We start from the raw sequence: 19,704 nt of genomic DNA, 5'->3' as shown, positions 1-19,704 counted from the left end.
CTTATTTAACCCGCGAACGGGTTAAATTTTGTGCAACATTCTATGACGAGCACAGGATTAGCATGCTAGATTCAAAACTTCTTCGAACTGAGCTGGACGCGACAGCAGAAAAATTAGCGCACCGTGGGTTTACCCTTGATGTAGAAACACTTCGTTCCCTGGAAGAGCAACGTAAGTCCATCCAGGTGAAAACGGAAGAACTGCAGTCCTTGCGTAATTCCCGCTCGAAGTTAATTGGTCAGCTCAAAGGCAAGGGCGAGCACGAAGAAGCCGATAAAGTCATGGCAGAAGTTGCCGGCCTGGGCTCTGAGCTGGATGACGCGAAAAAAGCGCTGGCTGAGGTTCAGTTTCAGCTCAGCAATATTGAGCTGTCGATTCCGAACATCGCAGACGAGTCGGCGCCAATCGGGAAAGACGAAGACGATAACGTCGAAATTTCTCGCTGGGGCGAGCCGAAGACGTACGATTTTGAAGTGAAAGATCACGTTGATCTGGGCGAGATGGCTGAAGGTCTGGACTTTGCCAGCGCAGTCAAACTGTCTGGCTCCCGTTTCATTGTCATGAAGGGTCAGTTTGCCCGTCTGCACCGTGCACTGGCGCAGTTCATGCTTGATCTTCACACCCAGGAGCACGGCTATATAGAGATGTATGTGCCTTACCTGGTCAATCAGGACAGCCTGTTCGGTACGGGCCAGCTGCCGAAGTTCGGCGAAGATTTGTTCAATACCAAGCCTGCAACCGAAGAAGGCGTTGGTATGTCACTGATCCCGACCGCAGAAGTGCCGCTGACCAATATGGTGCGTGATACCATCGTTGACGAAGCTGAACTGCCAATCAAAATGACGGCGCATACGCCATGCTTCCGTTCTGAAGCCGGTTCGTATGGCCGTGATACCCGCGGCCTGATCCGTATGCACCAGTTCGATAAAGTGGAACTGGTTCAGATCACCCGTCCGGAAGATTCCATGGCGGCGCTGGAAGAGTTGACCGGCCAGGCAGAGAAAGTGCTGCAACTGCTGCAACTGCCTTACCGTAAAGTGATTCTGTGTACTGGTGATATGGGCTTTGGCGCGATGAAGACTTACGATCTGGAAGTCTGGCTGCCGGCGCAGAATACTTACCGTGAGATCTCATCCTGCTCCAATGTGGGTGATTTCCAGGCACGCCGGATGCAGGCTCGTTTCCGCCGCAAAGGTGAGAAGAAGCCTGAACTGGTGCACACCCTGAACGGCTCTGGTCTGGCGGTTGGCCGCACCATGGTTGCGGTACTGGAAAACTATCAGCAGGCTGATGGTCGTATTGAGATCCCTGAAGTGCTGCGTCAGTACATGGGCGGCCTGACTCACATCGGTTAATTGATCCGTGAGAAAAGTTAAAATGGAAAACCCAGCCTGCGCGCTGGGTTTTTTTATGTCCTGTTACTTACCTTGACCGCTCCCGGCCCTGGCTGCAGGATAAAACCTGTGCCAGAGGCGGGCGCATCGCTATCAAGCCTGAAGCTTGAGTTCGGTCTGACCGGCAGCTTCTGATTCAGCCTGTGCCAGCAAGGGCTGCAAACTGGCACTGATATCCAGCGGAAAATCTTCTATCGCCAGCGCATGGGCAATCTCGGTCAACTTGGCATCAAACAAGTAGAAAATGTTATCCGACAAACTGAGTGAGAACTTATACAGTGCCAGCCGGCATGCTTTGCTGGCACTGGCCGATTGCAGCAAAGTGGTCAGGTCATTCTCCAGCTGATCTGCCATGAGTGACGGCCCGGGTATTTTGAGCATCAGGTTCATTTGTCCCAGCCGGCGTTGCAGCAAATGCAAATGCCTGCGTAGTAAGACTTCCTGTTTTGTGTTGCCTGAGTGAAATACCGCGACCGTTGAGCGGAACTGGGCCAGCGTATCCAAGGCATTCAGTGTGATCGGCCAGAACTGCTGATACTGCTCGAACAGGGTGCTTTTGTCTGCAATGAGCAGGCTGGTGGTTAAATGGTCATCAATCAGATACATCACATGACGAATATTTTTGCCATGATTGGCCTGGTTACGTGATATCGAATATTGCGGCCACTCAGTGCTTAATTGCTGCAAATGCTGGGTCAGAATCCGGTACATGGGTTTTTGCTCAAGCCCGGTCTGGCTCAGCAGGGTTTGACTCAGGCTCAGGATGGCATGCTGCTCGGGAAAAACCGGCAGGGTTTCACCATGACTTTTCATGAGACGATTTTTCATCAGATGGTCATGGGACAGGCGTCGGTGTTGACGCAGCAGCTGAATGAGCTGCCGAAGGCCAAGAATCTGATCGAAGTGGGCTTCAGTTTGCGCCTGTTGCTGTTTGTTGTAGAAATACCAAGCCGTGAGCGCCAGCACAGTCAGTGTTAAACCGAGAATAATCCACATATCGACTCCCTAAATGCCGGTGAATGGCATGAATACTTTGTTGATCCTCTTTGACGTTTTGATTCTGTTTCTGAGTCAGCTGATTGAAGCCAGGAGTGCAGTTTCTTAACGACACAGGCATATCGCAAAAAACGAGCCAGTTTTAATTTGGCTTGATACAAATAGCCACTCCTGTATCTATCTGATAAATATCAGTTATTTCAGGCGTGGCTCTTAAGGGTGGTGCACTAACTTGGTGCAATGTGATAATTTTGGTGCAGGCTGGCGCACTCGCAAGGAATGTAATAAGAAACCGGTGAAAGGGGAGATCCTCTGAAAGAGAATGACGCATCGCAGGTAAAACAGAAAAGACCAGCACTCTAAGAGGCTGGTCTTTGATGGTTCGCTCACACAACCTCTGCAGGCGGTAAGCTGAGTCAGAGTTTGGTACGGTTAATTTCTTGGCACCCGTGCATCTAAGGCTTCAAGTTTTTTCAAAGCATCCTGCGTCATCAGGGTCTGATAACTGATGTTGCTCGCACTGAGGCTTGAACCTTGCTGGAATGGATATTCCGGAATGGTTTTCAGGAATTCCATGACTTTTTGCTGTACCGGCACAAACAACCACATGGTGTTTTCTGCGTACCACTTCAGGTACATACCGGACTCCAGTGCCCCTTTCTGGTATGGGTCAGCCCGCAGGTTGATCACCAGAGGCCAGGCCGGAGTTTCGCGAACAGCGGTATTAATACCACCGGAAAGCGTGGCGAAGTGGATTTTCCAGTCTTGCCAGCGCACCGCATTCAGCTCACCAGTTGCACCAAAGTAGTAGATACTGTCACGCGGACCTTGCTCTGCTTTACCTTGGAAATAGGGCATAAAGTTATAGCCGTCAGCGTGAATTTTGAACTCTTTACCATTGGCGCTGTAGCCTTTTTTCAGCTTCTCGACCACGTCGGGTTCACCGGCTGCTGCCAGAAAGGTCGGCATCCAGTCTTCATGAGAGATGATGTCGTTATAAATCGTGCCCGGCTTAATGACATTGGGCCATCTCACCACCAGCGGCACGCGCATCCCGCCTTCCCAGGTGGTTCCTTTTTCACCATGGAAAGGTGTGGTACCGCCATCAGGCCAGGAAATGGTCTCGGCGCCATTATCGGTTGAGTACACAACAATCGTGTTGTCGGCAATCTTCAGCTCATCGAGTTTGTCCAGCAAGGTACCGACTGACTTGTCGTGTTCAACCATGCCGTCCGGGTACAGACCAATCCCGTCGTTCCGACAGACTCAGGTTTTAAGTGCGTCCATACGTGCATACGCGTGGTGTTAAACCACATGAAGAAGGGCTTGTCACTTTTCACGGCACGTTCCATGAAATCCAGACCGGCAGCCATAAACTCCTCATCTGCGGTTTCCATCCGCTTACGGGTCAGTGGCCCGGTATCTTCAATTTTACCGTCAGCGGTGGATTTTAATACGCCCCGCGGGCCGTATTTTTTGCGGAACTCAGGATCTTTCGGGTAGTAGTAACCCTCGGGTTCTTCTTCTGCGTTCAGGTGATACAGGTTACCAAAGAATTCATCAAAACCGTGGTTTGTCGGCAAGTGTTTGTCCTGATCACCCAGATGGTTCTTACCAAACTGGCCGCTGACATAGCCCTGCTCATGTAATAAATCAGCAATGGTTGGTGACCAGTCGGGAATACCGTGATCGGACCCCGGCATACCGATGGTTAATAACCCGGTGCGGAACGGGTGCTGACCCAGAATAAAAGATGCCCGGCCCGCGGTACAAGACTGCTGGCCATAAGCATCGGTAAACATCGCGCCTTCTTTGGCGATGCGATCAATATTCGGGGTTTTGTATCCCATAATACCGTGGTTATAAGCACTGATATTATGAACACCGATATCATCTCCCCAAATCACGAGTATATTGGGTTTATCTGCTGCACTAACACTGGTTGCACAAAAGGCAATCCCGAAAACAACCATAAGCTTTGTTATTTTTGACTTAAGAGAAATCAAAATAACCTCCTTTGTACGGCAAATGCCATGGGTTCAGAAACTTGGTTTATGTTTATATCGCGGTAAGTGTTGTTCTTTTGATGAAGGCGTTGTCCTAAGGGTAACTTGTTGTGAATAATAAGTTTAATTGCTATACAGATATTAACCAGTCGAAAGTAAGTATTTTTTAATGAAGCAATCTTTTGTCACAAGCGCGCTTTTTTTCTGAGCTCACTGATGCTCTCTTTTGATGCTGTGTCTCAGAATAATGTAGACGCTCAGTGTGTAAATTGTCACAAAAAAGAAGTGCAACAATGGAAAGTCTCGCATCATTTTCATGCCATGAATCACGCAAATACGACTGATGTCTTGGCTGAATTTGACGGTATAACGCTTCAAAAAGATCAATCCGTTTTTAAATTACGGCAGAGAGAAAAAGAATATCTGATTGATATTATTGAACCGTCAGGGCAGCGTGCCGAATATAAAGTGGCGTACACTTTTGGTTATTATCCACTTCAGCAATATGCATTTTCGGTTGGGGATGGGAAGCTGCAGTTTTTACCGTTTGCCTGGGATAGCCGAGAGCAGGCGCAAGGCGGGCAGCGCTGGTTCGATCTCCATCCGGATCAGCAAGCCAATGATTCGTTTCACTGGACGCAAATGGGGCAAAACTGGAACCAGATGTGCGCCGACTGCCATACCACCAATTTCGAAAAGCGCTATGATCCTCAAACCCAAGCCTATCAATCGACCTATAGTGCCGTGAATGTCAGTTGTCAGGCCTGCCATGGCGAGCCTCAACAGCATCTTGCCTGGGCGGCAGGAAACACCGACATCAGCCAGAAAGGGTTTGCGCAGCCTATCGGGAAAAAAACACCGCTCTTTTATCAGCAGACGGACGGAAGTATGCAGCCTGCTGCGCCATTGCAAACCAGCCAGCAAATTGAGGTCTGTGCTTCCTGTCATGCGAGGCGGACTCAGTTGGCAGACAGAACCGGGCCCATGGACTTTTCCCAGTACTTCCAGGGAGCGCTGCTCACACCAGAGCTTTATCATGTGGATGGGCAAGTCTGGGATGAAAATTATGTCTGGGGATCGTTCCTGCAGAGCAAGATGTACCAGGCTGGGGTTACCTGTACCAATTGCCACAATCCCCATTCCGGGGAACTGGTGTTGCCCGCAAATCAAACCTGCACCCAATGCCATAATGCAGAAAGCTATGACAAAACCGAACATCATCAACACGCGGCCAATAGCGCAGGCAGTCAGTGTGTGGATTGCCACATGCCTGCCACCACGTACATGCAGATTGACCCAAGGCGCGATCACAGTTTTCGGGTTCCGCGACCGGATCTGTCAGTGAAGACAGCTGCGCCGAATGCCTGTAATGCCTGTCATCAGGATAAGAGCGCAACTTGGGCGAAGCAGCAGGTCGAGCGCTGGTATCCGGCATCCTCGCATCGAAACCCGGATCATTTCTCACTGGCCTTCCAGGCTGCCGATCAGGGTGTGCCTTCCGCCTCGGAACAGCTGACCCGCATCGCGCAGGACAATCAGTTACCGGATATTGTTCGGGCATCGGCGATTGAAAGAATGGCGAATTATCCGGACAGAAACTCGCTGGTGGCTATTGTTCGTGCGATTCGCGATGACGAGCCGTTGAAACGTCAGGCAACAATTGCAGCTACCGCGCAGTACCCGCTGACGGATCGTTACCGGATGTTGTCACCGTTACTGGCCGATAAGCATATGCCGATCAGAGCCAATGCTGCGCGTGCGCTTGCGCCGATGCTGACTTTACCGCATGTGACTGAGCTGAGTACCGGGCAAAAGACGCAGCTTGAACAGGCGCTGGACAGTTATCGGCAAATGCAGCTTTACAATGCGGATCGCGGGTTTGCCCATACCAACCTGGGCAATCTGGCGCTGGCAGTGGGGGATTCCCTGGCCGCCGAACAACATTTTAAAACCGCGATCAATGTCGAGCCGATTTACGCACCGGCTTATGTCAATCTGGCAGAAGTTTACCGTCGTAGCGGAAATGAGCAGCAAGTACGTGCTGTGCTTGAACAGGCTCTGGCGGTACAGCCGGAAGAGGCCAGCGTGCATTATGCGCTGGCGATGAGCTGGGTCAGGAGCGGCAGTAAAGATAAGGCACTGCTTTCGCTGAAACAAGCCGTTGATAATGCGCAAGAAGAAATAAACTACCTCTATACTTACGGTTTACTGTTACAGGATCAGGGGCAGTATCAGGTTGCTTCCACTTACCTGCATCGGGCGCTGGTACAGGCACCGGCTAATCCGGATGTGCACTATACCCTGGTGCAGAATTACCTGATGCTCAAAGATTATGATAATGCGCTGTATTTTGCGCAGCAGCTGTCTCAACTGTTGCCGGGGAACCCGCAGATTCAGCAATTGGTGCAGCAGATTACAGTGATGAAACGTACTCAATTTTGACCGCATGCAGGCAGGAGCAGTCAGTGTTGTCGTGTGATTGAGCCGAAACGGGTGCGATAAGCAATAACAAGTGACAGGAGTGACTCACGTGAATGCTGCACAACAGGCAATGAATCTACTGCTGGAAAAAATTGATCAATCTGTGATTGGACAACACCATGTTGCCCGTTCGATTGTTATCGGTTTGATCACCAATGGCCATATCTTGCTGGAAGGTTTACCGGGCACAGCGAAAACCCGTTCAGTGAAAGCGCTTGCCGGGATGATGGATGCCAGATTTGGCCGGGTGCAGTTCACGCCGGATCTCTTACCCTCGGATGTGACCGGGACAGATATGTATCAGGAAGATAGTGAGGGTAAGCCGCAGCTGACCTTTCAGCCTGGTCCCATTTTTAACAACATCCTGCTGGCCGATGAAATTAACCGGGCCCCTGCCAAGGTACAGGCCGCTTTGCTGGAAGCCATGGCTGAAGGTACGGTGACGGTCGGTGACAGCAGCCGCAAGCTTCCTGAGCCTTTTATCGTGCTGGCCACGCAAAACCCGATTGAGCAGGAAGGCACTTATCCGTTGCCGGAAGCGCAGATAGACCGTTTTATGCTGAAAGTCACCGTTGACTATCCGGAAGATGAGGCGGAGTTAGACATCGTCCGTCTGGTACGCGCGGAAGAAAAGTCGCAGGGGAAAATGGCAGCGGAGCAAACCTCTGCTGAGGAACGGATCGATCCGCAACTGGTGCTTGATGCCCGCAACCAGCTGACTGAGATTCATGTGTCTGAGGTGGTAGAGCGCTATATCGTCAACCTGGTGATGGCGACCCGCCACCCGGATCGTTACTCCGACACGCAACTGAGTGAGTGGATTGACGTTGGCTCCAGTCCCAGAGCCTCGATCGCGCTGGACAAGTGTGCGCGTGCCTGTGCCTGGCTGGCCGGACGGGATCATGTCGAGCCGGATGATGTGCGGATGATGGCAAAACCGGTCCTGGGGCACAGGTTGAATTTGAGTTACAGCGCCGCGGCTGACGGGGTGACCAAAAACGATGTCATCCAGGTGTTACTTGATCATGTACTGATTGGGTAGGAGTGGGGTTATGGCCGATCCTTTGCTGGATTCACGCTTGTACTGTCAACCAGCCAGAATGGCGGCCTTGCAGGTGCAGGCTGAGCAGCTCTCCTCACCTTCAATGCTGAAAATTCACAGTATTTTGTCCGGGCGCCACAGCGCCAACTTTCGCGGCCGTGGTCTGAACTTTGAAGAGTTGCGCCACTATCGCAAAGGCGATGATATTCGCCAACTGGACTGGCGGGTGACGCTGCGCACCGGTGAGCCCTATGTGCGGGTGTATACCGAAGAGAAAGATCACCATGTGACTTTGTGTGTTGATCAGCGTGCCAGCATGTTTTTTCTTCTGTCGATACCATGAAATCCGTTGTTGCGGCGGAAATCGCGGCTTTGATTGGCTGGTCTGTGGTCAAAAAGAACGATCGGGTCGGGCTGGCCATTTTCGGCGAAGCGCGGCTGACAGATCCGCGGCCAACCCGAACGCAATCAGAGTATCTGGCTCAGCTTCACCGGCTTTGTGAAGTGAACCAGTCGCTGAGTGTGGCTTCGTCTACGTCAGGACAAAACCAGCTTGATGCCATGCTCACGCGGCTGATGGAGCGAAAAGAGCGGAATGCGTTGGTGGTGATCCTCAGTGATTTCTATCAGTGCAATGCGGCCTGTATTCAAAAATTGCAGCATCTTCAGCGGCGCGGGCATGTCCTGTGTATTGCGATTAACGACCCGCTTGAGCAGTCTTTTGCTTCTGCAGAGGCCTGGGTTGTGTCAGACGGGGATTTGCAGATGAACATTGAACCCGGTGAAAAAAGTCAGGCCGTCGACAGGCTCCTGACCGCCTTGTATCAAGCAAGGAAAGAGACGCTGAGCAAAATCATGGCCATGAAGCATTTGCCTTTGATTGAGCTGGATACCTCAGGTACACATATTCACCAATTCCGGCAGGCACTGGAGAATGCATGATGACGCAACCAGCGCCCCCTTCATCTCAGATACTGAAAGATTTGACTGAAATCGTGCTGCCGGACCCCGTGGGCTGGTGGCCTCAGACGCTCGGCTGGCAGATATTGGGTATTCTGGCTCTGGCATTCCTGCTGTTGTGGGCTGTGTACCGGTATCGCCTGTATCGCTTTAACCGTTACCGTCGCGAAGCATTGCAGGCGATTGCAGCAATAGCGCAAAGTCGCGGGCAGAGTGCATCCCAGTCTGTCATGAGTGACTTATTTCTGGTGCTGAAAGTGGCTGCGGCGCATGTTCAGCCCGCACTGGCCTCGCACCTTGACCGGCAGTTTTTGCGCTATCTGGACACCAGTGCCTCCCTGGCGGAAGGCTTTGATTCGCCGGCAGGTCAGTACTGGCTGGACAGCCTGGTGCAACCGGATTTCACGCTCAGTGACAGCCAGATGCAGCAACTACTGACCCTGGCCAACCGTTGGGTGAAGCACCACAGTAACCCCAATCAGCCCGGACTGGTCTGGAGGCGAGATGAACATTGAGCTCACGTACCCTTGGGCGTTGTTGTTGCTGCCGCTGCCCCTGTTGGTGTACTGGCTGACGCCTGGCTACAAAACGCGTCGTACGGCGATTAAGGTGCCGTTTTTTGATGCGATGGTTGAAGCCTTGGGTGAGAAGCCGGAGCGGGGCGCCAGTATTCTGCGGCCTGCTTTCTGGCAGCGAGCCTTGCTGACCTTGTCCTGGGGGTTGGTGGTTCTGGCACTGTCCAAGCCCATGCTGCTGGGCAAACCGCAGCAACGTCAGGAATTTGGCCGTGATGTGATGGTCGCGGTTGATTTGTCTGACTCGATGAACACCGAAGATTTCACCTCGGCCGCCGGCGACAAGCTGTCGCGCCTGGAAGCGGCCAAGCAAGTACTTGCCAGTTTTGCCGAAAAACGTCAGGGAGACAGGTTAGGGCTGATTCTTTTTGGTGATGCTGCTTTCGTCCAGGCCCCCTTTACCGCCGATCATCAGGCCTGGCTGTCATTGCTCAATGAAGCGCAGACACCCATGGCCGGTTTGAGTACCCATATGGGGGATGCGATTGGTCTGGCGATTAAGGTTTTGCTGGAAGACAATTCGCCGCAAGGGGAGTCACAAAAAGAGAAGCTGGCGATCGTTTTAACCGATGGGAATGATACGGACAGCTATGTCGCCCCTGAGGATGCAGCCAAGCTGGCGAAGGCCCGTGGTGTCAAAATCCACATGATTGCCATGGGCGACCCGCAGACGGTCGGAGAGACCGCCATTGATATGGAGACGATCAACAGCGTCGCAGAAACGACAGACGGGAAGGCGTTTCAGGCATTGAACAGCCAGGAGCTGAACCAGGCTTATGACACCATTAATGAACTGGAACCCCAGCTCTATCAGAGCACTTACTACCAGCCCAAGTCTTCACTGCATCCTTATTTGCTGATGGTTGTGAGCTTCTTGTATCTGGTGGCCTTCAGTCTGGCCACCTGGCGACACCGCCGGAAAGCGCGGGAGACAGCATGATGGACATGTCAGATTTCACCCTTGTACTGAGCCAGTTCCGTTTCATACGCCCGGAATGGTTATTGCTGTTGTTGCCCTTCGGCTATCTGTTCTACGTGCAATGGCAGAGTCAGGACGCAGGCAGCCAGTGGCAGAGAAATCTGCCTGAACACTTGCGAAAAGCCTTAACGGTTGGTGGTTCTGGCTGGCGCAGGCAATTGCCGTTAATGATTCTGATGGCGATATCTTTGCTGGTCGTGCTGGTGTGTGCCGGCCCGACCTGGAAAAAGCAGCCGTCCCCCTTTCATGAAGACAGAACGCCGCTCATTGTCCTGATGGATACCAGTCAGGCCATGCTGGAAAAGGATGTCGCACCGGACCGGCTCACCCGATCGAAACAAAAAGTGGAAGATCTGCTGGCGATTCGGGCCGGCGGCGAGAATGCCTTGATTGCTTACGCTGCGACAGCCCATGTCGCGATGCCGCTGACACGCGATATTGCCGTTTTCAAGCCCATGCTCGAAGCCCTGTCGCCGGAAATCATGCCTAAGGAAGGAAAAAATGCGGCATCGGCCATCTCACTGATCGACCAGCAACTGCAGCGGCGTGATATTCCGGGCACTGTGTTACTGATGACCAATGATGTATCGGCGCAGAGTATCAGCCAGCTCCAGGACTACTTTTCCCGGCATCAGCATCAGTTGCTGGTATTAGCAGCCGGGGATGAGACCCGAGCCAGCGATTTACCGCTCAGCATGAATCATCTGAATGCACTGGTGGATATCAGCAATGCCGATTTACATGTCCTGACGGTGGATAATGCGGACGTGGAATGGATTAAGCGCAAGGTTGAAAATCATGCGGCACTGAATGCCAGCACTCATCAGCCCTGGCAGGACATGGGATATTACCTCTTGTTCCCCGTTGCAGTGCTGTTACTGCTTTGGTTCCGGCGGGGCTGGCTGGTTCAGTGGAGCGTGGCGGCTCTGGCTGTCTTTACTCTGCTGGCCGTTCCTGAGCCGGCGTATGCTGAGAGTGTGCATCAGGTAAATCCGGCCAGTCAGAAGTCCGCTCCCCCGGAGCCGGATATCGGTGAGCGGCTCAAACAATTCTGGCTGGATCTCTGGCTGACCCGGGATCAGCAAGGACAGTGGTATTTCCGCCGGGGGATTATCTCAAGGCGGCAGAACATTTTGCGGATCCGCTCTGGAAAGGGGTCGCGTATTATTATGCGTCTCAGTTTAATGCTGCGCATACGGTGTTCATGCAAAGCAGTGAAGAAGTCATGCAGTTCAATGCCGCCAATGCGCTGGCCCATCAGCGCGAGTATGTCGCGGCACGCAAACTGTTGCGCGAACTGGTCAAGACCTATCCGGATAATGCCGCGATGCAGCATAACCTGCAGGTAATTGAGGGCATTATCGAAGAAATTAACCAGTTCAGTGAAAGCCAGTCAGGGGGTGAAAATGCGAACGAAGGTTCCGTTGAACTGGGCGACGAGCCTCAGACGGCAGACGGCGTGGATGAGCAAACCACAGCTCAGGCAGTGATTCAGGACAAACTGACTGCTGAGCAATTGTTGGGTGATGAAGATATCGCCAACAAATGGCTGGAGCGGGTAGAAGCAGATCCGAAAACGTTTTTGCGCTCTAAATTTTCCATTCAGTATCAGCAAGCTCAGGAGTAATAAGTGATGTCGCGCGTTTTCATGTTTGTCCTGCTGCCTCTGGTACTGACGATGACTGCGCCCTGGGTACAGGCGGCGGAAGCAAGCAGTGATAACCATCGTGTAGTGATCAAAACCTGGCTCACAACCGCCAGTCAGAAAGAGGCTCGTCAGGTGGCGGTGAATGAAATGATCACCCTGCATATCGATCTGGCAACCTCGACCTGGTTTACCGCCGGCACCCGGATCGGCAAGATCACCGATCCCGGACTCATGACCTCGCAACGCAGCCTGAAAGCGGTGAACTATACCGAGCAGCAGCAAGGGACGACCTGGTCGCATCAAAGCTGGGAGATCCCGGTTTTTGTGACCCAATCGGGCCAGTATGTCATACAGCCGATTCCGGTAACGGTCGAAGTTTCGGTCTCTCCCGGACAGAATCAAACAGCGACTTTCATGACGCCGGAACTTCGTTTCTCGGCATCATTGCCCTCGCCGGCGCTGACCGGTCAGCGGCCCTGGTTTGCGGCATCGGAGGCTTCACTTGAGCAGACCTGGCAGCAGAGTGCTGATGCTCTGCGTGTTGGGGACAGCATCTCGCGCCGGATCACGCTCAAGGGAGAAAGTACGCTGGCCGCTATGCTGCCAAGCCCGTCTCAGCCTTTGTATGATGATGCCTATCAGACTTATGTTTCCCCCAGTGATCTGCAAGATAGCACTAATCGCGGTCTGTATTCAGCCAGCAGAACCGAGCTGGAAACTTACGTGCTCCAGGGCGGCGGCGAGCTACATTTTCCGGCGATAGAGGTGCAGTGGTGGGACAGCCAAAATCAGCAGCTCAATACACTGACCCTTGAAGGGAAAACCTTTGCTGTGAAACATACGTTGCAGTCCTGGCTGAAGTTTTACGCGCCCTGGCTGATTGCTGTGCTGGTACTGCTTGTTCTGGCTTTGCTCGCCTTTCAGTTTGCCAAACGCTATTTCGCCAGCCGCCCGTTGCCATCGCGTTATCTGCTCTGGCGGGCTGCCCGGCACCAGGACTGGCCACAATGCCGTCAGTTGATCTATCAAAGGCTCTATGAAAAGACGCAACTGAGCGCACTGGCTGATTTTTCTCAGGATCAGAGGTGGCTTGCTGACAGCCAAAGACTGATGTCGGATCAGATTGACAGCCGTCTCGTACGGTCGATGTGGCGGAAAATCACCCGCAGAGACAAAGCGCAGAGCCCGTATCAGGTTCTGCAACCCTTACGTCAGCTGGCGCGCAGGTATCCGCCTTCGTAGACCGCCGTCTGCATGTTCGGGACATGAACTAAGCTTACAACGTCATATTCATGAAAATCTTTACATCACGTAAAACGACACATTGATTGCTAAGGGGATTTGTATGATTCGAGCAACAAGGTTTTTGCTTCTGCTATGGTTGAATGCCGTGATGATGCCGGCTGCATTCGCGGCTGCCGATCCGCTTCCGTCCTGGAATGATACGGCGACCAAACAGCAGATGATGCAGTTTGTTGAACAAACCACAGACAAGAATTCTCCTCAGTTTGTGCCTGTCGCTGAACGGATTGCGACGTTTGATAACGATGGCACTTTGTGGGCAGAGCAACCCGCTTACTTCCAGCTGTTTTATGCGATTGACAGAGTGAAAGATCAGGCAGACAAACATCCTGAGTGGAAAACGGAAGAACCTTTCGCTTCCATCCTCAAAGGTGATATGGAAGGGGTGAAAAAATCGGGCATGGAAGGCTTGATGAAACTGGTGATGGTGACTCATGCCAATATGACAACAGCGCAGTTTTACCAGTCGGTTGAGCAGTGGGTGCAAACGGCGAAACATCCGGTAACGAACAAGCCATTCACCGAGATGGTCTACCAGCCCATGCTGGAGTTGCTGAACTATCTGCGCAGCAACGGATACAAAACCTACATTGTTTCAGGCGGCGGTGTTGAATTTATGCGGACCTGGGCGCCACAGGTTTATGGTATTCCGCCTGAACAGATTATCGGGTCGACGATTAAAACTGAATTTAAACTTGTAGAGGGAAAGCCTGCGATAACACGGCTTCCTGAGATTGACTTTATTGACGATAAAGAGGGAAAACCTGTCAATATACAGAAGATCATTGGCCGGCGCCCTGTGATTGCGTTTGGTAACTCAGATGGCGACTTAGCGATGTTGCAATGGACTAAAGCGGGCAGTGGTCCGCGGATGTCACTCTTGTTGCATCATACCGACGCGGAACGGGAGTGGGCTTACGACAAAGAGTCATCCATCGGGCATTTAGACAAAGCCTTGTCAGTGGCTGAAAAAGAGCAGTGGATCGTTGTCGATATGAAGCGGGACTGGAAGCAGGTTTTCCCACAATAAGCTCGTTGGTGAGCTGAAGCAGAAATGAAATACGCCAGTCAGAGACTGGCGTATTGGCTGGACTGAACGACGGTCAGAGATGCGTATCAAGCTTTGTGCAGGTGCACTTCTTCGTCTGCTTCGCCCGCTTTAGGATCGTTAAAGCGGCTGATGTCCATTTCGTTTTCAGATTTACCCACAATACAGGTCACCACACTATCGCCTGTGATGTTGACGGCTGTGCGGATCATGTCCAGCAGGCGGTCAACACCCATGATGATCGCAATCCCTTCTACCGGCAGACCGACCTGATTCAATACCATTGCCAGCATGATCAGCCCGACGCCCGGTACACCGGCGGTGCCGATTGAGGCCAGTGTTGCTGTCATGATCACGGCCATGTAATCGCCCATGGTCAGGTCGATATTGAATGCCTGGGCAATAAAGGCCGTGGCCACACCCTGCATGATGGCGGTGCCATCCATGTTGATGGTTGCGCCCAATGGGACAGTGAACGAGGCAACTTTATTGCTGACTCCCAGACGTTTGGTCGCCGTTTCCATGGTCACCGGGATGGTGGCATTTGAAGAAGCGGTGGAGAAGGCGAACATGATCGCATCTTCCATTTTCTTGAAGAAAACGAATGGGCTCAGGCCCGAGAAAATTTTCAGCATCAGGCCGTAAGTGAACACGGCGTGCAGGATCAGGGTACAGCTCAGCACCAGGAAATAACCCATCAGGTTATAGATAGCATCCAGGCCCAGGCCGGTGAACAGTTTGGCCATCAGGAAGAACACGCCGTATGGTGCGATGTGCATCAGCAACGCTACCAGTTTCATGATCACTTCGTTCAGATCGGCAAAGACGCCGGCAATGCGCTCGCCCGCTTTACCTGCCGCACTGATGGCAATACCGAACAGAATGGCAAAGACGATGATTTGCAGCGTATTGCCTTGCGCCATGGAATTGATCGGGTTGGTCGGGAACATGCCAATGATCACTTCACCCAGCGAAGGAGCTTCCTTGGCTGCAAATGAAGTCGCGGCTGCCAGATCTGCACCTTCGCCAGGCTTAAACAGCGTGCCCATTGTCAGGGCAAGCGTAATCGCCACAGCGGTCGTGGTGAGATAGAAAGCCAGCGTTTTACCGCCAAGACGACCCAGGGTGCTGATATCGCTCAGGGTGCTGGTACCGCACACCAGTGAGACAAAAACGAGTGGCACCACCAGCATCTTCAGGCTGGCAATGAAGATTGAGCCGCCTACTTCGAACAGGCCGTTAACGATGTAGTCTTGAACAAATGCCGTGTCAGCGAAAAGCGAGCGGATGATAAATCCAGTCAAAATACCCAGCACCATACCGAGGATGACTCGGGCGGTCAGGGACAGTTTTTTGTTTTGGGTTTTCATGAAAGAACACTCCTTATTATGTGGCTCTGTTACTGATCCTCAGAGCGCGGAGCAGATTACCAGTTCCGGTTACAAACCCGCGATGTAAAATCAATGTCATGATTTAAAGCTTGTATGAGATCACACTTTATTGAGTGAATTGTTAGAGAAAGCTTATATTCATTAACAATCCAGAAACCGTTTGATTGCTTTATATACTGATATAGCAAGCATTTTTTGGTTCGATCGTCTGCTCTTTGCGATTTTGGTGAAATCAATCGCTGAGGGTGCGGGCCGTGTGTACTGCTCAGAAGAGTATGATTGCGAGAGAGACGGCGGTGGGTGAGCCTGTGTAATATGGGTCAATCAGCAAAATAAAAAGGGAGCCGCAGCTCCCTTTTTCGATGGTTTTCTGTGAATTCGCTTTACATCACACGCATGCCAGGCTGGGCGCCGTCATGGGGCTCCAGCAGCCACAGATCTTTGCCGCCAGGACCGGCAGCGAGGATCATGCCTTCGGACATCCCGAATTTCATTTTACGCGGTTTGAGGTTGGCAACGACGACCGTCAGCTTGCCGACCAGATCTTCCGGGTTGTAGGCAGATTTAATGCCAGAGAAAACCTGACGGGTTTCGCCGCCGATATCAAGCTGGAATTTCAGCAGCTTGTCTGCTTTTGGCACTGACTCGCAGCTGATGATTTTCGCGATTCGCAGATCCACTTTTGCAAAGTCATCGAACTCGATTTCATCGGCGATGGGCTCTTCAACCAGAGGTCCGGCAGCAGGTTTGGCAACTGCGGCTTTTTCAGCAGCGGCATCTTCTTTAGACGCCTCAACCATCGCTTCAATGTGTTTGCTGTCGATTCGGCTGAACAGGGCTTTGAACTTGGCAATCTCATGGCCGATCAGAGGCTGTGCGATGCCATCCCAGGTCAGGGTTTCATTGAGGAAGCCTTCAACGCGTTCTGCCAGTTTTGGCATCACAGGTTTGAGGTAAGTCATCAGCACGCGGAACAGGTTAATCCCGACAGAGCAGATTGACTGCAGCTCGGCATCTTTGCCTTCTTCTTTGGCCACCACCCAAGGTGCTTTCTCATCGACGTACTGGTTGGCTTTGTCTGCCAGCGCCGTGATCTCGCGGATGGCACGACCAAATTCGCGGTTTTCATACAACGCGGCAATACGGTCAGACGCTGCGACAAATTCCTGATACAGCGCCGGTTCTGCGAAGGTGTCGGCCAGCTTGCCGTCAAAACGCTTGGTAATGAAACCTGCGTTACGGGAAGCCAGGTTGACAATCTTGTTCACGACATCGCTGTTGACGCGCTGGCTGAAGTCTTCCAGGTTCAGGTCCAGATCATCAATCCGGTTGTTCAGTTTGGCGGCGTAGTAGTAGCGCAGGCACTCAGGATCCAAATGTTCCAGATAAGTGCTGGCTTTGACAAATGTCCCCTTAGACTTGGACATTTTGGCACCGTTGACCGTGACATAGCCGTGAACAAAGACATTGCTCGGTTTGCGCAGGCCGGCACCGTCGAGCATGGCTGGCCAGAACAGGCTGTGGAAATACACGATGTCTTTACCGATGAAATGGTAAAGCTCAGTGGCGCTGTCTTTGTTCCAGAACTCATCAAAGTTCAGATCGTCACGTTTGCCACACAGGTTTTTGAATGACCCCATGTAACCGATAGGCGCGTCCAGCCAGACGTAGAAATACTTGCCGGTTTCGCCCGGGATCTCAAAGCCGAAATAAGGCGCATCACGGGAAATATCCCACTGCTGCAGTCCGCCGTCGAACCATTCCTGCATTTTATTGGATGTTTCTTCCTGCAGGGCGCCGGATTTGGTCCACGCTTTTAACATGCTTTCAAACTGAGGCAGGTCAAAGAAGAAGTGCACTGAGTCTTTCATGACAGGCGTAGCACCAGAAACGGCTGATTTCGGGTTGATCAGATCGGTCGGGCTGTAGGTTTCACCACAGTTGTCACAGTTGTCACCGTACTGATCGTCCGCTTTACATTTCGGGCAGGTGCCTTTCACGAAACGGTCCGGCAGAAACATTTCTTTCTCTGGATCGAACAGCTGAGAAATGGTGCGGCTGGTAATAAAGCCGTTTTTCTTGAGTTCGTTATAGATGAAAGCAGACAGCTCGCGGTTCTCTTCAGAGTGCGTGCTGTGGTAGTTATCAAAGCTGATATCGAAGCCAGCAAAATCCGCCTGGTGCTCTTTGCTCACTTCGGCAATCATTTGCTCAGGCTCCATCCCCATCTGTTGGGCCTTCAGCATAATTGGCGTACCGTGCGCGTCGTCTGCACAGATGAAATGAACTTCGTTGCCGCGAAGGCGCTGATAGCGCACCCAGATATCCGCCTGGATATGCTCAAGCATGTGGCCAAGGTGGATAGAACCGTTAGCGTACGGCAGGGCGCAGGTCACCAGAATTTTTCTTGGGTTTGCAGCCATATTTCTCTATTCGCTCATGATGGGTAAAAAAGATAATAAGCCTTGAATAGTACCCCAAGGCAGACCTGATTCATAGCCGTAATCACTGACAATTAGAGCGGTTTCAGACGCAAAGTGGTAGGATAAAAACAGCGTATTACAATGAACAAAACAGGTCTTTCTCATGGTGAATCATCCCAACAATCCTTTTGCCGATAAATCGGCATTGTGTGGCTGGCTAAATCAGTTTACACATCCCTGGCTGGTGCATGAGTGGGCGGATACTCCCGGTCTCGTCCACTGGCAAGGTGATCAGGCAGTGATTATCACGCTGCCTTTTGCTGCTTCGTCTGTGGCCGATGCCTTGACAGACTGGATTGCTGACCAGCAGGCACAGCAGATTGCCGTAAACCTCAATGTCAGTGTCAAAGTGCGTGTCGTACCGCTGGCTGCGAATGACAAGCCGCGACTGAAAGGTGTGAAAAATCTGCTGGTCGTCAGTTCAGCCAAAGGGGGCGTCGGCAAGTCGACGACAGCCGTAAACCTGGCGCTGGGATTACAGGCGTTGGGCGCCCGAGTCGGGCTGCTGGATGCGGATATTTATGGGCCATCTGTGCCGATGATGCTGGGCGCGGCAGATGAAAAACCGTCCTCACCGGATGGAAAAATGATGTCCCCGGTGGTGGCTCATGGCCTGTATACCAATTCGGTTGGCTATCTGGTGCCGGCTGAGAATGCCACGGTATGGCGCGGCCCGATGGCATCGAAAGCTCTGTCGCAGATTATGAATGAAACCCTGTGGCCGGAGCTGGATTATCTGGTGGTGGACATGCCGCCGGGTACGGGAGATATCCAGCTGACCATGGCGCAGCAGATGCCGGTCACCGGGGCTGTGGTGATCACCACCCCGCAGGACCTGGCCCTGGCTGATGCCATCAAAGGGGTCAACATGTTCAGTAAAGTGCAGGTCCCTGTGCTTGGTGTGGTGGAAAACATGAGCTACCACATCTGCAGCGCCTGCGGTCATCATGAGGCAATTTTTGGCACCGGAGGGGCAGAGCGCATGGCGCGGGACTACGCGATTCCTTTGCTGGCTCAGGTGCCACTGCATATTCAGATTCGTCAGGATATTGACGAGGGGGCTCCGACAGTGGCGTCATCACCAGACAGCGAACAGGCTCAGGCTTATATAGAGTTGGCCGGCCGCGTCGCCAGTCGACTCTATTGGCATGGGCAACCTGTGGCAGAACAGATCAGTATTAAAACCCTATAATTGCAGTGAATGTAACGGTTGGCGCCTTGTTTTCCGTTGCATTTTCACAATGTTTTGAGCGCAAGATCGCATTTACTCTGGTATCCAAGGCGTCAACTCCTTATAATCGTGCGGTTTAATTTTTACCTGCAGTATAGTGCTGTGCCGCTGAGTGGGGCCGGTGACTGAAATTGGGTAATAACCCGCTAGATATTCTTACAGGTGCTT

General features: G+C 52.2%; 13 protein-coding genes and 2 pseudogenes. 11 read left to right on the top strand and 4 right to left on the bottom strand.

Annotation, left to right across the window (positions count from 1 at the left end):
* The first annotated feature begins 62 nt into the window (after nt 1-62).
* On the top strand, nt 63-1,355 hold the full coding sequence (serS, locus tag P4S53_RS19345) for a serine--tRNA ligase (protein WP_337113972.1): 1,293 nt from the start codon (nt 63-65) through the stop codon (nt 1,353-1,355).
* A gap of 132 nt (nt 1,356-1,487) precedes the next feature.
* Here serS and P4S53_RS19340 read toward each other — a convergent pair whose 3' ends face one another.
* Together P4S53_RS19340 and P4S53_RS19335 are read right to left on the bottom strand one after the other, a co-directional pair.
* Nucleotides 1,488-2,390, bottom strand: a complete 903-nt coding sequence (locus tag P4S53_RS19340) for a hypothetical protein (protein WP_337113971.1) — start codon at nt 2,388-2,390, stop codon at nt 1,488-1,490.
* Nucleotides 2,391-2,822: 432 nt separating this feature from the next.
* Nucleotides 2,823-4,363: pseudogene (locus P4S53_RS19335) on the bottom strand (arylsulfatase).
* A 249-nt stretch (nt 4,364-4,612) separates the two neighbouring features.
* On the opposite strand from P4S53_RS19335, the gene P4S53_RS19330 reads away from it, so the two are divergent.
* The 9 genes and pseudogenes from P4S53_RS19330 to P4S53_RS19285 all read left to right on the top strand — a co-directional run bounded on the left by P4S53_RS19330 (nt 4,613) and on the right by P4S53_RS19285 (nt 14,413).
* Nucleotides 4,613-6,838, top strand: coding sequence for a tetratricopeptide repeat protein (locus P4S53_RS19330; protein ID WP_337113970.1), 2,226 nt, complete (start codon nt 4,613-4,615; stop codon nt 6,836-6,838).
* Between the two features lie 88 nt (nt 6,839-6,926).
* Nucleotides 6,927-7,919 carry an AAA family ATPase gene (locus P4S53_RS19325; RefSeq protein WP_337113969.1) on the top strand — a complete coding sequence of 331 codons (993 nt, stop codon included), beginning with the start codon at nt 6,927-6,929 and terminating at the stop codon, nt 7,917-7,919.
* 10 nt (nt 7,920-7,929) lie between these two features.
* Nucleotides 7,930-8,861, top strand: a pseudogene (locus P4S53_RS22675) (DUF58 domain-containing protein).
* Nucleotides 8,858-9,394, top strand: coding sequence for a DUF4381 domain-containing protein (locus P4S53_RS19310; RefSeq protein WP_337113966.1), 537 nt, complete (start codon nt 8,858-8,860; stop codon nt 9,392-9,394). The pseudogene P4S53_RS22675 and the gene P4S53_RS19310 overlap by 4 nt, the downstream one beginning before the upstream one ends.
* The gene (locus P4S53_RS19305; RefSeq protein WP_337113965.1) at nt 9,384-10,394 is read left to right on the top strand and encodes a vWA domain-containing protein; all 1,011 of its coding nucleotides are present in this window, start codon (nt 9,384-9,386) and stop codon (nt 10,392-10,394) included. Before P4S53_RS19310 ends, P4S53_RS19305 begins: the two co-directional genes overlap by 11 nt.
* Entirely contained in the window at nt 10,391-11,782 is a 1,392-nt protein-coding gene (locus P4S53_RS19300) for a vWA domain-containing protein (protein WP_337113964.1), read from the top strand. The genes P4S53_RS19305 and P4S53_RS19300 overlap by 4 nt, the downstream gene beginning before the upstream one ends.
* Nucleotides 11,761-12,060, top strand: a complete 300-nt coding sequence (locus tag P4S53_RS19295; RefSeq protein WP_337113963.1) for a hypothetical protein — start codon at nt 11,761-11,763, stop codon at nt 12,058-12,060. Before P4S53_RS19300 ends, P4S53_RS19295 begins: the two co-directional genes overlap by 22 nt.
* A 3-nt stretch (nt 12,061-12,063) precedes the next feature.
* A complete protein-coding gene (locus P4S53_RS19290; protein ID WP_337113962.1) occupies nt 12,064-13,323 on the top strand; it encodes a hypothetical protein in 1,260 nt (419 codons plus the stop codon).
* Between the two features lie 103 nt (nt 13,324-13,426).
* Nucleotides 13,427-14,413 carry an HAD family hydrolase gene (locus P4S53_RS19285; RefSeq protein WP_337113961.1) on the top strand — a complete coding sequence of 329 codons (987 nt, stop codon included), beginning with the start codon at nt 13,427-13,429 and terminating at the stop codon, nt 14,411-14,413.
* An 86-nt stretch (nt 14,414-14,499) separates the two neighbouring features.
* Here the strand turns inward: P4S53_RS19285 and P4S53_RS19280 are convergent, their stop codons facing one another.
* Nucleotides 14,500-15,801, bottom strand: a complete 1,302-nt coding sequence (locus tag P4S53_RS19280; RefSeq protein ID WP_337113960.1) for a dicarboxylate/amino acid:cation symporter — start codon at nt 15,799-15,801, stop codon at nt 14,500-14,502.
* Nucleotides 15,802-16,205: 404 nt separating this feature from the next.
* The gene (gene metG, locus P4S53_RS19275) at nt 16,206-18,245 is read right to left on the bottom strand and encodes a methionine--tRNA ligase (RefSeq protein WP_337113959.1); all 2,040 of its coding nucleotides are present in this window, start codon (nt 18,243-18,245) and stop codon (nt 16,206-16,208) included.
* A gap of 163 nt (nt 18,246-18,408) precedes the next feature.
* Here metG and apbC point away from each other — a divergent pair, with 163 nt between their 5' ends.
* On the top strand, nt 18,409-19,497 hold the full coding sequence (apbC, locus tag P4S53_RS19270) for an iron-sulfur cluster carrier protein ApbC (protein ID WP_337113958.1): 1,089 nt from the start codon (nt 18,409-18,411) through the stop codon (nt 19,495-19,497).
* Nucleotides 19,498-19,704 lie beyond the last annotated feature (207 nt).

This window comes from Photobacterium sp. Hal280, from assembly GCF_037162255.1.
Taxonomy (GTDB): Bacteria; Pseudomonadota; Gammaproteobacteria; order Enterobacterales; family Vibrionaceae; genus Photobacterium.
The sequence above is the reverse complement of the archived record's forward strand: the minus strand, read 5'-3'. Positions and strand labels throughout refer to the sequence as shown.